Genomic DNA, 20,140 nt, shown 5'->3' on the forward strand with positions numbered 1-20,140 from the left:
TGTTCTAAAATTCCACTGAAAAATAATTATTTTCTTTCTTTTTTAGATTAACAAAAAAGATGATTTAAAACTTTATATGAGGAAATTTTTGTGTTAGAATATCGATCTTCTGATTCAGTTTTGATAAGAATTTAAAGTGTTGTTCCGAATTAGGATTAAAGCTTCGGTGGTTTAATCCTTTTTGAATTTCCGAAACTTCTTTCATGGTTTGAAAACTATTTTCAGTAATACAACTTTCACTGAAACGCTCCCAAATGTAATCAATAGCCGTTTGATTTGGATGCAACATATCTTCCGCATAAAAACGATAATCACGCAATTCATCCATCATGATTTCATAGGAAGGAAAATAGTTAATAGTTGATGATTGATGGTTTATAGTTTTGGGTAATGCCGTAAACAAATGTGATTTACTTAATTGATTTTCAATAAAACCATCTTTTATGTGTCGCACTGGAGAAATGGTAAAAATGAAATTGCAATTTGGGTTTATTTGTTTAATTAAATCAATAGTATTTTGAATAGAATTATCAATAATTTTAATCGACAACAACTCCTTTGAAAATTGCTTCTGGGGTACTTTATGGCAATTAGCTACGATTTCCTGACTTTCATTATTTCTGTAAACCCAAGAAGTTCCATAAGTAATAATAATGTGTGTTGAATCAATTAATTGTTGAATCGTAGATTTGAGGATTTTATTTAAGTTCTCTAATAATTCCTCTTTATTTGAATTACTCCAATCCGAATGGATATCAAAACAATGCCAGCGTTCGTTATGAAAAAAGACATCTTTTTCGGTAAACAATTCCTGCGTTACAACTCTTCTGATTATTCTTTCAATCGAAACTGGATTGAAAATAATTCCGAATGGATTTGTCTCATTTTGAAATTTAAAATACTGAAATTTAGCTCCCATATTTTCTGCAAAGCAAGAACCCAAAGAAACAATTTTTGAGTTGTAGTCTATTGGTGATTTGCTTTTAGGAATGGGTATTTGGGTTGTGAATTGCATTTTAAAGAGTTTGACACAAAATTAACTTAATATTAATAAAAAAACCTTTCAAAGTTTAAACTCTGAAAGGTTTTTATAAGTTTTTATACTACTTAATAAAAATATTGAAAAGAAGTGCCATCAACAATACTTGTTTTTGGAAACCCATTGGATTCATAAGTGTATGTACAACTCGTTGTCTCCTCTGATTTGTTAAAAGATGTCCATTCTTCCTTTAATAAATTATGGGATATACCACCTTCTAAGTCATCAAAAAAATCACTAGATTCAGAAATCATAATTTTGTCAAATCCAGTAATGTTTTTGTATGGATTATTTTTGGTATCATAGATATAGGTAACTACATCCTCATAAGTTGTGCTTCCTTGAATATCAGAACTTTCATCCTTGATAATTTCACTATTTAAGAAGTATAATTTCCCTTTTGTAGAAAACATTGTTTGAGAAGTTGCATCCCCATAATAGCCATCATAGGAAATTGTTCCATCTGAATTTCTGGTGTATTCTGTTCTATGCGCATAATTACCTTCTATGTTAATAACTGTAACTAAATTTCCTTGTGAATCATAAGTGTAAAGATCTTTTTCGCTCAATACATTTTTCTCAAAATATTCAATTTTAGTTATTAAATCTCCTGTATAGGTAAAAGAATATAAATCACCATCAGAAAAATTAACAGTAGTCAGTTTTTTGCCATCATAAGTGAAAGTAGTTATAAGCTCACTATCATCATCTTTTGAAATTACTTTCTTTAGTAAAACAGAGCTCGTGTCAGAAGTTTCAGAATCATTTTTTTCATCATTTGAACAAGAATAAATTAGCACTAAAGTTAATGTGCTGAAAAGAAATAAAATTTTTTTCATTTTTAGTAAGTGTATGTATAAATAGTTGATCAAATATAAATAAATCAAAACAAATAATGTTATAAATTTTAACTCATTTTAACAATAAAAAACCCTTAAAAACTATTAAATAGTTTTAAGGGTTTTCAAATTTTGTAATCTTTTCAGTAACAAGCGAATAGATTTATTTGATATAAAAGACTACTTCACAAACTCAACTGCCTTCTCCAAAGCCTCTCCAATTCCATCTACATTTTTACCTCCTGCAGTTTCGAAAAATTCTCTCAAGAGACCGGATTGAAAATAATTCCGAATGGATTGGTCTCGCTTTGGAATTTAAAATACTGAAATTTAGCTCCCATATTTTCTGCAAAGCAAGAACCCAAAGAAACAATTTTGGAGTTATAGTCTATTGGGTTTGGGATTTTAGAAATGGGTATTGGTGTAGTGAATTGCATCTTTACTATTTCGTGTAAATTTCGACATTTTTTAGAAATAAAAGAACCAGATGCTTTTGATCATCTGGTTTATAAAATAAATCTACAAATTAATATGTGTATTCAGTTATATATAGTATTGTTTTTCCATCTCTCGCATAGGATGTCGTTTTTTTAGGATACCCATTCTCCCCATAAATGTAATTGCTGATATAAACAAATGGATCTAATGAACTGCTAGCACTAGTTATATTATTATTTCCAATACCAACCTCATATAACAATAAGTTAAAACCTAAAATATTTTTGAATGGAGCATTTTTATCATCATACTCATAAACCCTTACGTTGTGTTGATCACTGTTAAGAATAAACTCTTCTACCTTAACGAGATTTCCATCTTTGTAATTTAAAATCCCTTGATGATCTTTTACTTCTATATTTGTTTTAGCATCTACCACATAATATACATAAGTAACTTGATTATCCGTATTATATGAGTAAACTGTTTTGTAAATATATTGCCCATTTGGATATTCAGTGGAAAACTCTTTTTTTAATATTCTTGTTTTTAGTTTTCCATTTTCATAAGTATAAGAGACTTCAGTATCTTTAGACTCATTTCCTTTATCGTCTAAATCAAATTTCACTTGTTTAACTATACTATTTCCATCGTAAGTAAAAACAGTTTTTGAATCTTCATCTACTGAAGTTGAAATTTTATTTCCATCATAAGTTAAGATAGTTTTACTATTATCCGAAGCAAATTCAGGGAAAGTCATAGAAATTGTTTTTGGTAAAACTGAATTATCAGCAGAACTCGAAGTTGAATCATCACTAGAACAAGATGAAATTAGCACTAAAAACAAAGCACTTAAAAGAAATAAAAAAATTTTCATTTTTAACAAATTACGTATTAATATATTTACAAATATATCAAAACACAGAACTAAAGACCTAAAAAAACAACTTATTTGAACAAAAAAATCCCAAATAAATTATTAATTAATTACTTGGGATTTTTAAACTTATATTCTATTTATTAATACAACCTAAAGATTGTTTGTGCTAGAAAATTTACTTTACAAACTCAATTGCTTTTTTCAAAGCCTCTCCAATTCCATCTACATTTTTACCTCCTGCAGTTGCGAAGAAAGGTTGCCCTCCTCCTCCACCTTGGATGTATTTTCCTAATTCACGTACGACTTGACCTGCATTTAATTTTTTATCCGCCACTAATTCTTTAGAAATATAACAAGACAACATTGGTTTTCCAGCATCGGCAGTAGCTAATACTAAGAAAATATTTTCTCCTAAAAGTCCTAATTCATACGCTAAATCTTTAGCTCCTTCTGGACTCAAATCAACTTGTTTGGCAAGGAAACGAACTCCATTAATTTCTTGTAATTCCTGAGCTAATTCTCCTTTCATATTTTTAGCTTTATCCTTCAATAAAACCTCCAATTGTTTTTTCAAAGAAGCATTTTCCTCTTGTATTGTTTGAATCGCTTTTACAGGATCTACAGCATTTTTCAACACTTCTTTTATCTCTGCAAAAGAAATCAATTGCGATTCGAAAAAGTCTTTAGCGGCATCGCTTGTAATAGCTTCTATACGACGGATTCCCGCCGCCACAGCTCCTTCTGAAGTAATTTTGAAATGCCAAATATCACTTGTATTTGGCACGTGTGTTCCTCCACATAATTCAACAGAATCGCCAAACTTAATCATACGAACCAAATCACCATATTTTTCTCCAAACAATGCCATAGCACCTTCTTCAATTGCTTGATCTTTTGGAATCGCTCTTTTTTCGATTAATGGCAAACTCTCACGAATTCTAGCATTTACGAAATCTTCTACTTCTTTAATTTCTTCATCCGTTACTTTAGAGAAATGAGAAAAGTCAAAACGCAATGAAGCAGAACGTACCATCGAACCTTTTTGCTCGATATGTGTTCCTAATATTTTTCGTAATCCTTGATGCAACAAGTGAGTTGCCGTATGATTAGAAGACGTTTTTGCTCTTTGATTTGCATCTACAACAGCCGTAAAACTATCCGTTAAATTATCAGGCAGCGATTTGGTAAGATGAACCGTTTGATTGTTTTCTTTCTTGGTATCGATAATATAGATAATGTCGCCGTTTTGAGCTTCAAGATATCCTTTGTCTCCTGTTTGTCCTCCACTTTCACCATAAAATGGTGTTGAATTGAAAACAAGTTGAAAAATTTCACCGTCTTTTACACTATCAACTCTTCTGTATTTAGTAATTTTCACATTGTGTTTTAAACGATCATAACCCACAAATTCCTGTACATCATCTTCAACTAAAATATTCCAGTCACCAGCCGTCACTTTTGAAGCTGCACGAGAACGTTCTTTTTGTAATTGTAATTGTTCCTGGAATCCTTTTTCATCCAATTCTAATCCTTTTTCAGACAATATCAATGCAGTCAAATCGATTGGAAAACCGTATGTATCGTATAATTCGAATGCTTTTTTACCATCGATTACAGTTCCTGAATTAGTATTAATTACTGCATCAAGCAATACCAAACCTTGATCTAAAGTTCTCAAGAAAGAACTTTCTTCCTCACGAATCACATTTGAACATAATGCTTTTTGAGAACGAATTTCTGGAAAAGATCCGCTCATTTGCGCACTCAAAGTTTCAACCAATTTGTATATAAAAGGTTCTTTGGTATCTAAGAACGTAAAACCGTAACGAATAGCACGACGCAAAATTCTACGAATTACATAACCAGCTCCCGTATTAGATGGCAATTGACCATCAGCGATTGCAAAAGCAACTGCACGAACGTGATCGGCAATAACACGGATAGCAATATTTATTTTTTCTTCGGCTTCGTCTTTTGCTTTGATAGTATATTTACTCCCAGTAATCGTTTCAATTTCGCGGATTAGTGGTGTAAAAACATCTGTATCATAATTCGACTGAACTCCTTGTAAAACCATACAAAGACGCTCAAATCCCATTCCTGTATCTACGTGTTGCGCTGGCAATTTCTCTAAAGAACCATCGGCTTTACGATTGAATTCCATAAATACGTTGTTCCAAATTTCAACTACGTGCGGATGATCATTATTCACTAAAGATTTCCCTGAAACTAGAGCTTTTTCTTCAGCAGAGCGAATATCAACGTGAATTTCAGAGCAAGGTCCACAAGGTCCCTGATCTCCCATTTCCCAGAAATTATCTTTTTTGTTTCCAAGAATGATTCTGTCTTCATCAATTAATGTTGCCCAAATATCCCAAGCTTCTTGGTCAAAAGGAACATTCTCTTCAGCGTTTCCTTCAAAAACAGAAACATAAAGAATGTCTTTAGGTATTTTGTAAACTTCAGTCAATAATTCCCATGCCCAGTGAATGGCTTCTTTTTTAAAATAATCTCCAAAAGACCAGTTACCCAACATTTCGAACATAGTATGGTGGTAGGTATCGATTCCTACTTCCTCAAGGTCATTATGTTTTCCTGAAACACGAAGACATTTTTGTGTATCGGCAATTCTTTTGCTTTTTGGTGTTCCAAGCCCTAAGAAGTATTCTTTGAACTGGGCCATCCCTGAATTATTGAACATCAAGGTTGGATCATCTTTAAGAACGATTGGAGCTGAGGGAACTATTAAATGTCCTTTGCTCTCGAAAAAATCTAGGAATTGCTTGCGTACGTCTTGTGATTTCATTGTAAAATTTAAAGATTTAAAAAATTTAAAGATTCGAAGATTATAGCAGAAATAAATTTTTCAATTATTAAATCTTTTAATCTCTCAATCTGTTTTTGCCCCAGATAGCAGTGGAAAGCTTCGAGATTTAGAAACTTATTTTTTCTTGAGATGGCAGAGCGACCGAAGGAAGCTCCTGCCAGCTCATTAGAAAAAAAAGTTTTCTAAACGAGAACTTGCAACGGATAGCTGGATAAGGCACATTATATTTATTATTTAAAAAAAGAGTCGAACATCTGAAACATTTATTAAATTTGTTCGACTAACCTTATACTAATTTGCAAAAATAGGGTATTTTAAAATATGGCGAAAGTAAAATATTATTACGATTCGGTAAATCTGGCCTATAGGAAAATAAAAATCAGAAAAAGAAGAAAATTTGGATTTGCCATTCTGTTTTTATTAGCCTCGGCATTGTTTGGTTTTTTGACTTTTATAATACTATTAAATACGCCTTATTTCGATACTCCTAAGGATCGCTCCTTAGCACGTCAAGTAGAAAATTTGAAGTTAAATTATGCGATCTTAAATAAAAAAATGGATCAAATAGATGATGTAGTTGAAGATCTTGAGGATCGCGACAATAATTTATACCGTGTTTATTTCAATACTGCTGCAATTCCTTTGGAAGAGAGAAAAGCGGGTTATTCTAACATAAATCGATATGCTGCTTTGCAAGGTTACGATAATTCAAAATTGGTAACGAGTACTACAGAAAGAATAGATGCGTTGAGTAAAGAATTGGCTATACAGTCGAAATCATTGGACCAAATTTTAAAATTAGCTAAAGCTAAAGACAAATTACTGGCAGCAATTCCAGCGATACAACCGGTGAAAAATGAAAATTTAAAACAAATGGCTTCTGGTTTTGGGTACAGAACCGACCCATTTACGAAAGCCAGAAAAATGCATGAAGGAATGGATTTTACGGCCAAATCGGGAACTCCAATTTATGCAACAGGCGATGGAGTTGTGGCTAGGGCAGATAATACAGCTTCGGGTTATGGGAATCATATCGTTATAAGACATGGTTATGGATACGAAACCTTATATGGTCATTTAAGTAAATACAACTGCAGGGCTGGAAAGTCAGTAAAAAGAGGCGATGTTATAGGATACGTAGGCAGCACAGGAAGATCTGAAGCACCACACTTGCATTACGAAGTTCATAAAAATGGAAAAGTAGTTAATCCGCTTAATTTTTATTATGGCAATATTTCGGCAATAGAATACGTTGCTATTTCTAAAATTGCTAACCAGGAAAATCAATCGTTAGATTAGGTTTTTGGTTGATGGTTGGTAGATATTTTAAGCGTAACGAAAATTGAATAGTAAGATATAAAATACAGACAGGAAGTTAAGAGTGAAAAGTAATTAATGATTAGCAAAGTGCTAACAACTAATTACTACCAACTAAAGAAATAAACATGCACATAGAATTATCACCAGATAAGAGATATTATAGCATTGGCGAAGTTGCCAAAGCATTTGATGTAAACGCTTCCCTAATTCGGTTTTGGGACAGTGAATTTGATATTCTGAAACCAAAGAAAAATGCAAAGGGAAATAGAATGTTCACTCCAGAAGACATTAAGAATCTAAAACTTATTTATCATTTGGTCAAAGAAAGAGGTTTTACTTTAGAGGGAGCCAAAACTCATCTAAAAGAAGGACAAAAGAAAACTATGGATAAATTTGAAATTATTAGTAAATTAGAAACCATAAAAATGCAGTTGATTAACATTAAAAACGAATTACAATAACAATAAATAAAAACAAACAAACCTTAAATTAAATAAACATGAGAAGATTTTTGCCTTGGATTATCGGAGCAGTAGTAATTATTGGAATTTACAGCTGGGTTAAAGGGATAAACAATACAGCAGTTACACTTGGTCAAACCGTTGAGCAATCATGGGGAGATGTACAAACAGCTTATCAAAGAAGAAATGATCTTATTGGAAACCTAGTAAACACAGTAAAAGGTGCCGCTGATTTTGAAAAAAGTACTTTAACAGCAGTAATTGAAGCTCGTGCCAAAGCTACTTCTGTAACTGTTGATCCAACTAACATTTCACCAGAACAATTAGCAGCGTTCAACTCGGCTCAAAGTGGCGTAAGCAGTTCATTATCAAAATTATTAGTTACAGTAGAAAAATATCCAGAATTAAAAGCCAATGAAAACTTCTTAAAATTACAAGACGAATTGGCTAGTACTGAAAATCAAATCTTGACAGCTCGTACTCGTTTTAACGAAGCTGTTATGCCATATAACACGCATATCAAAACGTTCCCTAACTCTATGTTTGCTGGAATGTTTGGCTTCAAAGAAAAAGCTTATTTCCAATCAGTAGCTGGTGCTGAAAAACCTGTTGAAGTAAAATTCTAAAAAAATATAACCCCGCTTAGGCGGGGTTTTTAAAACTTATACAATGTCAAAAGTAGAAGATTTTTTAAGCCCAGAAGATGAGCAAGAAATTGTTGAGGCTATTCGTATAGCCGAAAAAAACACTTCGGGCGAAATTAGAGTACATATAGAGAAAACGACTTCGCTTGATGCCTATGATCGTGCCTTGGAAGTTTTTCAAGATTTAAAAATGGATGAGACCCAATTACAAAATGGTGTTTTAATCTATATGGCTGTCGAGGACAAAACTTTTGTTATTTGTGGAGACAAAGGCATAAATGATATTGTAACCAATACTTTTTGGGACAGTACTCGTGATGTCATGATTACACAATTTAAACAGGGGAATTTTAAACAAGGATTAATCGATGGTATCTTAAAAGCTGGAGAAAAACTCAAAGAGCATTTTCCTTGGCAAGAAGGAGACACCAATGAATTATCTAACGAAATATCAAGAGGATAATGGAACTAAGACAAAAGTCAGAAAGTCGAAAGTCAAAAGTCGAAAGTCAGAAAACAAAAACTGAGTGGAAATTAATTTTTTATGTTTTCCTTTTCTTAAACAGTAATTTTCTATTTGCACAATTTGACATTCCGGAAAAGCCTAGTTTTCAAACTTCGGTATATGATTATGCAAATGTTTTAAGCCCGCAGGAAAAAGCACAGCTCGAAGAAAAGCTAATCAAATACTCTGATTCTACCACTACTCAAATTGTTGTAATCACTATAGAGAGTCTCAAAAATGAAGACGTAAGTCAATTGGCAACCAAATGGGGACAAACATGGGGAATTGGAGGAACTGCAAAAGACGATAACGGTGTTATAATACTTTTGGCAAAAGCCGAAAGAAAAATAGCGATAAATCCTGGTTATGGACTTGAAGATAAATTAACTGCTGGAACTGGTGGTGAAATCATACGAAATATTATTATTCCCGAATTTAAAGCAGGCAGTTATTATCGTGGTTTAGACAAAGGAACCGATGCTCTTTTTGATGTTTTTAAAGGAAAATACAAAGGAGAGCGCAAACAACAAACCAAAGGAAAAGATTTTCCTGTTTTCCCGATCATTGTCATCGTTATCATCGTTTTGATATTGCTATCCAAAAATAAAGGTGGTGGCAGCGGAAACTCTGGCAACCGTGGTGGTGGCGGTCCCAGCCTAATGGATGTTATCCTTCTAAGCAGTCTCGGAAGAGGCAGCGGTGGCGGATTTGGAGGAGGATCTTCAGGCGGTGGATTTGGAGGCGGTGGCTTCGGCGGAGGTTTTGGTGGTGGTGGATTCTCTGGTGGAGGCTCTAGTGGAGGCTGGTAAAATTAAATTCAGTATTCAATAAAACTTTTAAGTTGAAATTATAATTATATAAAAAAATGCCTTCAGAATCTGAAGGCATTTTTTTATATTTTTAAAACATCATTCTATTGGATTTTTTCTCTTTTCCTGCAAACTTTTCAAGTTTATAAGTCAATGAAAACATTACGTAACGTTTTAATACCGTGTTTTGCTCATCTACAATAGTTGTTGGAGTTATCATTCTCGTGGCGCTTTGATTTTGATTTAGAAGGTCATACACTTTTACTTTTGCCATAAATTTCTTTTCGAAAAAACTATATGCTAAACTAGTATTCCACAAGAAAAAATCTTTTTTAAATCCTGGAGATATATTCGAATTATAAGTATATCCAAAATCGTTACCAAACGTCCAATTTTTAGGCCAATAATTTGTTACTTGAAGATTGAGTTTATGTGTAAAATAATCTGCCTGATCTACATTATAATTTGTAAAACTCGTTTTATTATAAGAATACTCATATGATGGATTTATTGATAAAATTTCTCCATAATCATACCCGAAATTTATTCTTGGAGAAAATACATAGCTTTTTGCAGTGTACAATTCATCATCCGTAAATCCTTTTGAAAAGTTGAAATTATTATTCAATCGTAATCCATACTTAAATGTATGAGCTTCGTTTTTAATAGTTTTATTCCAATAAAAACCTAGCCAAGAATTATACGTTCCAGCAACATTTTCATAGGTTGTAGTTCGTTTTCTATTATCATCATAACTCACAGAAGCCACAACTTGATTATCATAAAAATTCCCTCCTGAATAAAGTCCGTAACCAGAGCGAGTAGCAAAATCAAAATTTCGATACGACAAATAAATACCATGATTTTTATTCAAATCAAGATTTGGATTCCCTATAAAAGTATTTAATGGATCCGCCAAATCTTCTATCGGCAGCACTTGTTTCGATGTAGGGAGATTATATGAATAATTATAATTTACCGATATATTTTTATTGTTAGAAAACGCGTAAGAAGCATAAGCATTAGTATAAGGCAAGACATATTCTTTATTTAAACTCGTAACAACATTCAAATAATCACCTTTATTATCAAAGTTTATTATCGTTGTTCCTAGGTTTAAATATAAATTAACTTTTTTCTTATTTAAAATTATACCCGTATTTGGTGAAAATGTATTTTCGGTGGAATTAAAAATATTCGTCAATTCATCATTAACAACAGAATAGGATTTATTATTCTCATCATAATCAAAAGAATCTCTATTATCTTTCTTTTGCTCAAATTTATATTCAACCCCTAATTTCACTTTTAGAGAATCGGTAACTGGCTGAGTAAACTCAATTTCTGTAAAATAATTATCTCGTATATTTTTAGTTTCATTAAGCTGCTTTCGAATATCGTCTGGCTTTCCATCTTGGTTAAAAACCGTTTTAGAGTCAATATAATCATCATTTGTATTGACAGAGTTATCATTTCTAAAAACTATACTTAGAAATTTACCTTTCTTTTTAAATGATTTAGTGAAGGATAAAGTATTAGTAAACCCATTTAAATCATTTTCATAAAAGTTATCAGAAGTACTCGAGTTAAGCAATGCATCTTGAGCATCGAATGAAAATTGTTCTGAAACAATACCTTTTTTAGAATTGGCTTTGGTAAAATTAGGCTCAAGTATAATTGATGTTGTAGAATCTATTTTAAATTCGAAAACTGATGCAATATTGTGAGTATATCTGTCTTCATTTGAGCTAAAATTAGATCTTGTAGCAAAATCACCTGAAGGCAAAAAATTGACCTGATTCGTTATGTTGTCATTTTTAGTATTAGCAGCAGAATAAAAATAACTTAATGTGGCGTCTAAGTCTTTCCTCCATTCATCAGAGTAATTGATTCCAACTAAATCGGAGCGAGTAATACCGTTTCCACTTCCAAACTGCCTTCCATTAATTCCAAATGTACCATTACTATTCATCCAAACATTAGTATTTCTTCCTCCTCCCATGTTGTCAAAAATTTCATCCATAGAAAACCCCGTAGAATTAATATTATTGGATGAAGCTAGAACACTAATCTTCCTTTTATTTTTAAAATAATTTACGAGTGCACTACTTTCATATCGAGAATCTGACCCCGCTCCTCCCATAAATTTTCCAAAAAAACCTTTGTTTTTATCCTCGTCAATAGTCAAATTGATACTAGCATTATTAGAGCTAGATACTGCACCTGTATTCTCTTCTTTCTTTGTTTTAGTATCCGTAATCTGAACTTTCTTGATGATGTCCGAAGGCAAATTTTGCAAGGCAATTTTCCCATCTTTATCAAAAAAAGGTTTTCCATTTACTAAAATTTGATTTACTTCTTTTCCGTTAACGGTGATTTTTCCATCGGAATCAATCTCAACCCCAGGTAATTGTTTTAATAAAGTTTCAACATTGGCATCTGGTCGAACTTTAAACGATGACACATTAAATTCTAATGTATCTTTCTTAATTCTAATTGGCGGAGCTTGACTTCTCACCACCACTTCATCGAGTGATTTCACGGCTTCTTTTAGGGCTATTGTTCCAAAATCTTTACCTTCTTCAATACTTTTTAATTCAATTTTATAATCTTGATAAGAAACAAAAGACACTTTTAAATGTAATGGCTTATTGCTTTTTTTTGTTTTAAAATCAAATTTTCCAAATTTATCAGTAATAGTATAAGCAATAACTGTTGAATCTTTTATGCTGGAAAGATAGACCGTTGCCGATTCAATTGGAGATTTTGTAGTTTCATCAATAACTTTTCCTTTTAGAGAAATTGAATTTTGTGCAGATACATAAGAACAAATAAAAACCAGTAAGATAAAATAGTAAAATTTCGACATGAATGAGTTTTAATTAATAAGTGTAATAATTACAGCTAATTACTTAATTAAATGTTTAATCCTAAAATTCCTTACAAAAAGTTTAACATATTGTCTATTCCTAAATGTCCGATACAGATCGTGTTTGACAAAAACTTATTTCTTTCTATTTTTATTAAAAAAAAAAGAAGCAAAATTAAAAAGCACAAACTATAACCGGATTATAAAAAAGATTCGGACTTTACGTCACAACAAACTAATTTCAAACTTAACCGAATTCAGTATTTTTTTATTTTTTATCGAGAAGCATCGCCAAATATTTAAATAAAACATTGATTTAATGACTCTTAAAAAAAATAAAATTAGTAAAACACATAACAACTATACTCAATGTCTGTAAGTTTTATATTAAATTTGTAGTATACCCATTTTTAATTAAAGAGATTAAAGATTCAATAACAAAACCTTTATAGGTTTAAACTAAAGCATAACTACTATGAAATTCAAAAAAAACATTACTGTTATTCTATTTTTATTAAGTACAATTTTTGGTTTTTCTCAAACAGGAAGTACAAAAAAGTTAGATAAAATAATAAAAAGAGATTATCAGATTATAGAGTGTACCATATCTAAAATATCTGATAAAGAGCTAGAATACTCATTGCCAAACGAATCATTACAAAATGTACTGAACATTTCACAAATTGCTCGTATTGATTTTTCAAGTGGCCGTTCACAGACTTTTGACACATCTCAAAACAGTAATACCCCCAATAACTCTTCACCTGTACAAACCGCTGCCAATGGAGAAATAAAAGCCAATACTATTGCTGTATTGCCTATTCCTTATGTTAACTCAGATAACCAACAGGGTTCAGAAGATATGGCAAAATTTGCTCAAAACGATTTGTATAATAAACTGATTGACAAATCATCTAATATTTTTCCACTTACTGTTCAAGATTTAAGAACAACCAATAGCTTATTACATAAAGCAGGAATAGACCATAACAATATTGATGACACGCCAATTGAAGATTTAGAAAAAATATTAGGTGTAGATAATATCGTAGCTGCCAAAGTTTCGTATACAACTGCGACCAGTACAACCTCAACAGGTTATAATACTGGAAATGTCAAAATTAGTGACAACGATAAAAAAGCCAAAGTAGAGGATTATAGTGTAGCAAATGCAAATACAGAGCTACATTATTATTTCACAGTGTATTTTGATATGTATAAAAATGCTACAAAAATTTACACACAAACTCGTAAACCAGTATTTTATTTTAAAGACAGTTGGATGGATGCAGTTTCCTATTTATTAAAAAGAAGTCCAATTTATGTTAAAAAATAAAAGATATTTATTTAAATATAAACAATAATACAAAAAAAGTCACCTCATCAACGAAGTGACTTTTGTATTTTTAATGATATCTTTAATTCGATGCTTTTAAAATTAAGTTCCCAAAATTTAAAAAAAGAACTATATTTGATTCTTCAAAAAAACTTTAAAAAAGAATTCAGACAATTTCGTATTCATTTTAACCGTTAATCCGTCCATAATGCTTTCACATAAAACCAAATATGCTCTTAAAGCACTACTCTATTTAGCAAAACAAGATGAAAACCATATTTCAAAAACTATTGAAATAGCGGAAGAAGCTTCTATTCCTAAAAAGTTTTTGGAACAAATTTTGTTGGATTTAAAAAGAGGTCATTTCGTAGGAAGTAAACAAGGAAAGTATGGTGGTTATTATCTTTTAAAAGACAAATCAACAATTACTTTAGCCGATATTCACCGATTATTTGATGGAGCTATTGCTTTATTACCTTGTGCTTCATTAAACTTTTACGAACCTTGTTCTGACTGTAAAACAGAATCCGAATGCAATTTACGTCACGGTTTGATGATTATTAGAGATGAAACTTTAAAAGCAATGCAAGGAATTACAATTGCTTCTTTAGTTAACAAATAAAATAGCTTTAGAATACTTATACAGAAAACCGTTCAAAATTTTGGACGGTTTTTGGGTTTTATGTAATAGCAGAATTTATTTTTCATCATCTTCTTTTATTTCTAACTCAGAGATTGTTGTCGTTTTCTTGATATAAACATCACGTTTGGGGAAAGGAATTTCAATATTATTCGCTTTAAAAGCAGTATCTATAGCAATAAACATATCACTTCTTACTTCATTGGCGAGACTAATGTGTCCAACCCAAAATCTAACAATAAAATCGATAGAACTATCATTAAAATTTGTAACCAAAGCAACTGGAGCAGGATTTATTAATATCAAAGAATGGTTTTGCATTACCTCGATCAATATTTTTTTTGCGTTTTCTAAATCGGTTCCATACCCCACCCCTACATTAATTTCAAGTCTTTTTTTATTATTACCTAATGTCCAGTTTGTTAAATGTTCCTTTAATAAATCTCCATTTGGAATAATAACATCGGCTCCATCAAAAGTGGCAACAACACTACTTCTGATTCCTATTGATTTCATTTTACCTGATTGTCCACCTACCTCAATAATATCGTCTAAATTTACTGGTTTTTCAAAAGCTATAATGAGACCACTAACTAAATTATTAACTAACGTTTGCAGACCAAAACCAATACCAACTCCCAATGCACTAATAATAATTGTTAATCGATCTATTGGTATTCCTGCAGAAGCAAAAGCAATCGTTATGCCAATAGCAAATATGGCGATTTGGATAAGTAAAAGCCAACTACCAAATTTATTCCCTTTTGCACCCGAATCTGTTGTTGATGTATTGGTCGACAAAAAAGAAACAATTTTGGTTAATAATACTGATATAACCAATATTAAAAAGAATATAACAATACTCAAATAGGTATAATTAATATCTCCTAATGTCCTATTTTCATTAAAAAAATTAGCAAAAGGATCTACTATTGTCTGAAAAAAATAAGAGTTTTTACCAATAGAAACTATCCAGCCTGCTACTAAAATAAAAATAACTGATGAAGAAATTTGAATATTTTCAATGGAAGCAATATCCATTTTCTTTTCCTCCTCCGTTTCACCGAGATACTTGGTGTAATTTAGAATTACAACCATCAACTTATAGGTATTTGTAAATAAGTAATACATCAAAATAGTTATTAAACCATTAATCATCAATATTTTTCCTAAATTATAATTACCCATTAAAATAAAAATGATCGACAAAACTTCAAATCCAATAACTGTATACAAGCTATATTTAAATAAATTATCTAATATAATTTTGCTCTTAAAAAGAATATAATAACTGTATAAACTTGTTGCCAGTCCTAAAAACAAAATAAAATAAACTTCAATCACAGAGTGAATTAAAATATTATTATCATATAAGCCCAATAAGATTAAAAAGACATAAATTCTCCAAATTTTTTTATTCTGCTCGCTATCAATTTCTTTATTTACAATAGTTAAGGCAAAAATAGAAATCAACCATATTAATGCTGTATAAACGAAAGGTGGAAATATAAAAAAGAAATTAAATAAGGTAAAAGAAATCAATAATGCAGACGCAACAGGATGTTTAAAAATTTGCTTGGACAATTTTACATCATGATAAATTCCAGAATTATTAAACTTATGTTTTAGAAAAAAAAGATAAACAATAATGCAGATAACAAACAAAACCATCATAGAAACAGTATCCATATGATTAGAAATAAAAAATAACAATATGATTATCTCCTTTTCTATTGAATACCTAAAAGATTCTAAAAATGACTTTTCACCTGGATTATGTTTAAATATATGATCAGTATTAGAAAACAACTTAGTAAATTCATTTTTTCTAATATTATCAGTTACAACAATATCATTTTGCAACTCAAATTTGAATTTATTCCCTCTTACATCAAGTTCTCCAATACTATCCAAAGCATTCCTAAACTTGCTATTTACGAGCGAAATTTCATCACTCATCTCATTAAATTTATTGTAATACAAAACTTTATTCAAAGAATCTTTTGGAACAAAAAAAATAGATTGATCAAGTGTCAAAGAATCAATTTTATTTTGAATCTGAGTAAGTTGATCACTGTTATTCTTAACATTAACTAACTGAATATCTATTCGCGTTAGTAATTCCTTAAGCATAACCAACGTTACTGTGATGTTTCTAACTGTTTGAAAATCATTTTTGTTATTTATAATTCCATCAACGGCCTTTTTCTTAAGGTCAATTACATATTCTAATTCAGTAGTAAAGCTTTTATAATCAACGCCTGTTTTTAGGATGAAATCAGCATTTTGAATTTCTTTATCAATTTCATCAAAAACAATTTTCTGCTTCCTTCGAGCAGAATTATCATTAAATATCTCTTTACTTTTTTCAGGACCAAGGCCTAAATAACCTTTTATGTTTTCTACTTTTTTTGTTTGTTTATTTTTAGTTATATCAATTTCACTTCCATTAACTTGTGCAAAAACAGTAAAATTCCAAATAAATAAAACAACTAAAAAAAATATTCTGATTGGTTTATATTTAGTATCCATAATTAAATATCTATTTGGTTTAGCTCTATCAAGTAAGACTCTAAATTAATAAATAAAAGAATACAAAATAAACAGCAAGATTAATGAATAATTATTCCATGCTTAGTATAAATCCAAGAGTCAAATTATGGTTAATTATATCCTCTATAAAAAAAAATGAAAAAATATTTATTAATTCTACTAATTTTATAGAATTAATTATATATTTGCACCGAGTTTAACGTATGATTAACAATCAAAACTAAAAAAATGCAAGCGAATCAAACCAACAAAAATGTTGTCAGGGAAACAAATAAGACATCAAATTTTCAAACTACAAGAAAAAACTTTTTCAAAATATGTTGTATGTGTATGTGCTAGAAGATTACAAAAAAAAAATTTAATTTAAATTCTACTAATTACATATAATATACATAATAATGAAAACAATTTCAATAAAAACAATTTCAAGTTTATTCTTTTTATTAATTTTCTCAACCTCATATGGTCAGACCCTTTTAGAAGGAGTAGTAAAAAACGATCAAGATGAGCCTATTGAAGCGGTTAATATCGTTTTGAAAGGAACTACCAATACTTCAACCACAGATGTTAATGGTAAATTTACTATAGAAGCCAAAGAACTTCCCTTTACAATTATTGTACAATATGCTGGTTATAATACTAAAGAAATTAAAATAACCGCACTACCAACTAATGATAAGCCTTTACAAATAACTATTTCTACTGGTGAAGAAAAAGTACTATCTGAGGTAGTAGTTACATCAAGACGTAGAATAGAAAAAGTACAAGACATTCCGATTGCTGTATCCGTAATTACAGGAAAACAAGCTGAACAATCTGGATCTTTTAACGTAAATCGTATTAAAGAATTAGTTCCATCAGTACAATTGTATTCTTCAAATCCAAGAAATACAGGAATTAATATTCGTAGCCTAGGTTCTCCTTTTGGACTTACAAATGATGGTATTGATCCAGGTGTTGGATTTTATGTTGACGGTGTATACTATGCTCGTCCAGCAGCAACAACTTTAGATTTTATTGATGTTGAACGAATTGAAGTATTGCGTGGACCACAGGGATCATTGTTTGGTAAAAATACAACTTCAGGTGCTTTTAACATAACTACACGTAAGCCAAGTTTTACACCAGGTGCTGATTTCGAAGTAAGTTATGGAAATTATGCCTTTTTACAAGCCAAGGCTTCAGTTACAGGAGCTTTGAGTGAAAAAATTGCAGGTCGTTTGTCTTTTTCTGGCACACAACGTGACGGTTTAGTAGATAATATCGTAACAGGAAGACCAACTAATACGCTAAACAATCAAGGTATTAGAGGACAATTGTTATTTACTCCAACTGAAAACACCAATATTACATTAGCAGGAGATATTACAACTCAACATAATGACGGATATGCTCAAGTTGTTGCAGGTGTTGCACCGACACAAAGAGCTGGCTACCGTCAATTTAATGCAATCATAGCTGATTTAAATTACCAACTTCCAAGTTTGAATGCTTTTGACCGTAAGATTGATCACGATACCCCATGGCGTTCTAACCAAGATTTAGGTGGAGCTTCCCTTAATATTGATACAAAAATTGGAAACGGAACACTAACCTCAACTACTGCTTGGCGTTTTTGGACATGGGATCCATCTAATGACAGGGATTTTACAGGATTACAACAACTTGCAAAATCACAAAACCCTTCAAGACAAACTCAAATAACTCAAGAACTACGTTATGCAGGTCAACTTACTTCTAAATTAAGTGGTGTCGCTGGTATCTTTTTTATTGACCAAACATCAAAAACAAACGGTACAGAAGAATCAGGAAATGCACAATGGAGATTTGCTCAAGATTCACAAAGTCCATTATGGAAAACTCCAGGTCTTTTTGAAGGATACGGTATACACACCGATGCCAAAATACATTCAACAAGTGCAGCTATTTTTGGACAATTGGACTGGGCAATTACTGAACGTTTACACGTATTACCAGGTTTAAGATACAATTATGATAATAAAGATGCTGATTACGAACGTAAAACTTATGGAGGAATTCAAACTACTGACCCAGCATTACTTGCCTTGAAAAAGAAAGTATATACAGATCAAGAATTCGCATCACAAATTGATAACACTGACTTTTCTGGAAACTTTACAGTAACATACAAAGTGTCTGATAAAATCAATGCTTATGCAACTTATGCAAAGAGTTACAAGCCAGTGGGTGTAAATGTAGCTGGACTTCCTACACCACCAGCAGGTCAGACTTTATCAGATCTTGCAGTAGTTAAACCTGAAAGTGTAAATCATTATGAGGCAGGTATAAAAACTTCACCTTTTAAGAACTCTATATTAAACTTGACAGTTTTTAACACTGATATTAAAGATTTTCAAACCAACGTTCAAGCTGCTGAATTAGGTGTTAATCGTGGATATCTTGCGAACGCAGATAAAGTACGCGTAAAAGGTGCAGAACTAGATGCTAGCTTCGTAATCAACAGACATTTTAGCATTAATGGGGCTGCAACTTATACAGATGCCAAATATGTTAAATTTACAAATGCACCACTTCCATTAGAAGAAACTGGAACTACCGTAGATGGTGTTGCAGTGAGTTTTAAAGATGTATCTGGAACTGATTTACCAGGTGCTTCAAGATGGGCAGGTAGCTTAGGTGGTGAGTACACTAAAAATGCTAAATTCTTCGGAAATATTGGGAAATTTTTCATCGCTCTTGATGGTTACGCTCGCTCTGAATTCTCATCAAGCCCTTCAGCTTCAAAATATTTAGTAGTTCCTGGTTACGCTATTTTTAATGGCCGTTTTGGCTTCCGTACATCAGATGGCTTATCAGTTCACTTCTGGGGACGTAACCTTTTAGGCAAAGATTACTACGAGCAATTATTACCCGCTGGTGGAAATGCTGGACAATACGCTGCTGTATTGGGAGATCAAAGAACCTATGGAATTACATTGAAATATTCTTTGTAACAATT

14 protein-coding genes and 1 pseudogene are annotated in these 20,140 nt (G+C 31.3%); 8 read left to right on the top strand and 7 right to left on the bottom strand.

All coding sequences use genetic code 11. The features are described 5' to 3' along the window. Positions 1-64: 64 nt before the first annotated feature. From CLU82_RS04665 to alaS, 5 genes and pseudogenes are all read right to left on the bottom strand, one after another. Complete coding sequence (locus CLU82_RS04665; RefSeq protein WP_100841991.1) at positions 65-1,015, bottom strand: GSCFA domain-containing protein; 951 nt, start codon at positions 1,013-1,015, stop codon at positions 65-67. Positions 1,016-1,107: 92 nt separating this feature from the next. Further along, positions 1,108-1,878, bottom strand: a complete 771-nt coding sequence (locus CLU82_RS04670; RefSeq protein ID WP_100841992.1) for a hypothetical protein — start codon at positions 1,876-1,878, stop codon at positions 1,108-1,110. Between the two features lie 266 nt (positions 1,879-2,144). After that, positions 2,145-2,315 (bottom strand): annotated as a pseudogene (locus CLU82_RS04675) (GSCFA domain-containing protein); the annotation flags it as partial. An 89-nt stretch (positions 2,316-2,404) separates the two neighbouring features. After that, positions 2,405-3,193 (bottom strand): hypothetical protein, encoded by a 789-nt coding sequence (locus CLU82_RS04680; RefSeq protein WP_100841993.1) that lies wholly within the window; start codon positions 3,191-3,193, stop codon positions 2,405-2,407. Between the two features lie 178 nt (positions 3,194-3,371). Then, positions 3,372-6,002 (bottom strand): alanine--tRNA ligase, encoded by a 2,631-nt coding sequence (gene alaS, locus CLU82_RS04685; protein ID WP_100841994.1) that lies wholly within the window; start codon positions 6,000-6,002, stop codon positions 3,372-3,374. 342 nt (positions 6,003-6,344) lie between these two features. On the opposite strand from alaS, the gene CLU82_RS04690 reads away from it, so the two are divergent. The 5 genes from CLU82_RS04690 (at position 6,345) to CLU82_RS04710 (ending at position 9,762) form a co-directional block, all read left to right on the top strand. Continuing rightward, positions 6,345-7,322 (top strand): M23 family metallopeptidase, encoded by a 978-nt coding sequence (locus CLU82_RS04690; RefSeq protein ID WP_100841995.1) that lies wholly within the window; start codon positions 6,345-6,347, stop codon positions 7,320-7,322. A 146-nt stretch (positions 7,323-7,468) separates the two neighbouring features. Continuing rightward, on the top strand, positions 7,469-7,804 hold the full coding sequence (locus CLU82_RS04695; protein WP_100841996.1) for a MerR family transcriptional regulator: 336 nt from the start codon (positions 7,469-7,471) through the stop codon (positions 7,802-7,804). A 38-nt stretch (positions 7,805-7,842) separates the two neighbouring features. Continuing rightward, on the top strand, positions 7,843-8,430 hold the full coding sequence (locus CLU82_RS04700) for a LemA family protein (RefSeq protein WP_100841997.1): 588 nt from the start codon (positions 7,843-7,845) through the stop codon (positions 8,428-8,430). 43 nt (positions 8,431-8,473) lie between these two features. Further along, positions 8,474-8,911, top strand: a complete 438-nt coding sequence (locus CLU82_RS04705; protein WP_100841998.1) for a TPM domain-containing protein — start codon at positions 8,474-8,476, stop codon at positions 8,909-8,911. Then, entirely contained in the window at positions 8,911-9,762 is an 852-nt protein-coding gene (locus tag CLU82_RS04710) for a YgcG family protein (RefSeq protein WP_100841999.1), read from the top strand. Before CLU82_RS04705 ends, CLU82_RS04710 begins: the two co-directional genes overlap by 1 nt. A gap of 91 nt (positions 9,763-9,853) precedes the next feature. Here the strand turns inward: CLU82_RS04710 and CLU82_RS04715 are convergent, their stop codons facing one another. Next, complete coding sequence (locus CLU82_RS04715; RefSeq protein WP_100842000.1) at positions 9,854-12,631, bottom strand: TonB-dependent receptor; 2,778 nt, start codon at positions 12,629-12,631, stop codon at positions 9,854-9,856. Positions 12,632-13,106: 475 nt separating this feature from the next. On the opposite strand from CLU82_RS04715, the gene CLU82_RS04720 reads away from it, so the two are divergent. Next, positions 13,107-13,967 (top strand): hypothetical protein, encoded by an 861-nt coding sequence (locus CLU82_RS04720; protein ID WP_100842001.1) that lies wholly within the window; start codon positions 13,107-13,109, stop codon positions 13,965-13,967. Positions 13,968-14,175: 208 nt separating this feature from the next. Beyond that, positions 14,176-14,589: an Rrf2 family transcriptional regulator gene (locus CLU82_RS04725; RefSeq protein ID WP_100842002.1), complete on the top strand. Its 414-nt coding sequence runs from the start codon at positions 14,176-14,178 to the stop codon at positions 14,587-14,589. Positions 14,590-14,664: 75 nt separating this feature from the next. Here CLU82_RS04725 and CLU82_RS04730 read toward each other — a convergent pair whose 3' ends face one another. After that, positions 14,665-17,139 carry a mechanosensitive ion channel family protein gene (locus CLU82_RS04730; protein WP_100842003.1) on the bottom strand — a complete coding sequence of 825 codons (2,475 nt, stop codon included), beginning with the start codon at positions 17,137-17,139 and terminating at the stop codon, positions 14,665-14,667. Between the two features lie 419 nt (positions 17,140-17,558). Between CLU82_RS04730 and CLU82_RS04735 the strand changes: the two genes are divergently transcribed. Next, on the top strand, positions 17,559-20,135 hold the full coding sequence (locus CLU82_RS04735; protein WP_100842004.1) for a TonB-dependent receptor: 2,577 nt from the start codon (positions 17,559-17,561) through the stop codon (positions 20,133-20,135). Positions 20,136-20,140 lie beyond the last annotated feature (5 nt).

It is taken from the genome of Flavobacterium sp. 5 (assembly GCF_002813295.1).
In the GTDB taxonomy this organism is placed as follows: Bacteria; Bacteroidota; Bacteroidia; order Flavobacteriales; family Flavobacteriaceae; genus Flavobacterium.

Excerpts from the sequence above, each read along its gene's own strand:
- CLU82_RS04720 (WP_100842001.1), top strand. The coding sequence starts at position 13,107 with ATGAAATTCAAAAAAAACATTACTGTTATTCTATTTTTATTAAGTACA.
- CLU82_RS04730 (WP_100842003.1), bottom strand. The coding sequence starts at position 17,139 with ATGGATACTAAATATAAACCAATCAGAATATTTTTTTTAGTTGTTTTA.
- CLU82_RS04735 (WP_100842004.1), top strand. The coding sequence starts at position 17,559 with ATGAAAACAATTTCAATAAAAACAATTTCAAGTTTATTCTTTTTATTA.
- CLU82_RS04715 (WP_100842000.1), bottom strand. The coding sequence starts at position 12,631 with ATGTCGAAATTTTACTATTTTATCTTACTGGTTTTTATTTGTTCTTAT.
- CLU82_RS04665 (WP_100841991.1), bottom strand. The coding sequence starts at position 1,015 with ATGCAATTCACAACCCAAATACCCATTCCTAAAAGCAAATCACCAATA.
- CLU82_RS04705 (WP_100841998.1), top strand. The coding sequence starts at position 8,474 with ATGTCAAAAGTAGAAGATTTTTTAAGCCCAGAAGATGAGCAAGAAATT.
- CLU82_RS04690 (WP_100841995.1), top strand. The coding sequence starts at position 6,345 with ATGGCGAAAGTAAAATATTATTACGATTCGGTAAATCTGGCCTATAGG.
- CLU82_RS04710 (WP_100841999.1), top strand. The coding sequence starts at position 8,911 with ATGGAACTAAGACAAAAGTCAGAAAGTCGAAAGTCAAAAGTCGAAAGT.
- CLU82_RS04700 (WP_100841997.1), top strand. The coding sequence starts at position 7,843 with ATGAGAAGATTTTTGCCTTGGATTATCGGAGCAGTAGTAATTATTGGA.
- CLU82_RS04680 (WP_100841993.1), bottom strand. The coding sequence starts at position 3,193 with ATGAAAATTTTTTTATTTCTTTTAAGTGCTTTGTTTTTAGTGCTAATT.
- alaS (WP_100841994.1), bottom strand. The coding sequence starts at position 6,002 with ATGAAATCACAAGACGTACGCAAGCAATTCCTAGATTTTTTCGAGAGC.
- CLU82_RS04695 (WP_100841996.1), top strand. The coding sequence starts at position 7,469 with ATGCACATAGAATTATCACCAGATAAGAGATATTATAGCATTGGCGAA.
- CLU82_RS04670 (WP_100841992.1), bottom strand. The coding sequence starts at position 1,878 with ATGAAAAAAATTTTATTTCTTTTCAGCACATTAACTTTAGTGCTAATT.
- CLU82_RS04725 (WP_100842002.1), top strand. The coding sequence starts at position 14,176 with ATGCTTTCACATAAAACCAAATATGCTCTTAAAGCACTACTCTATTTA.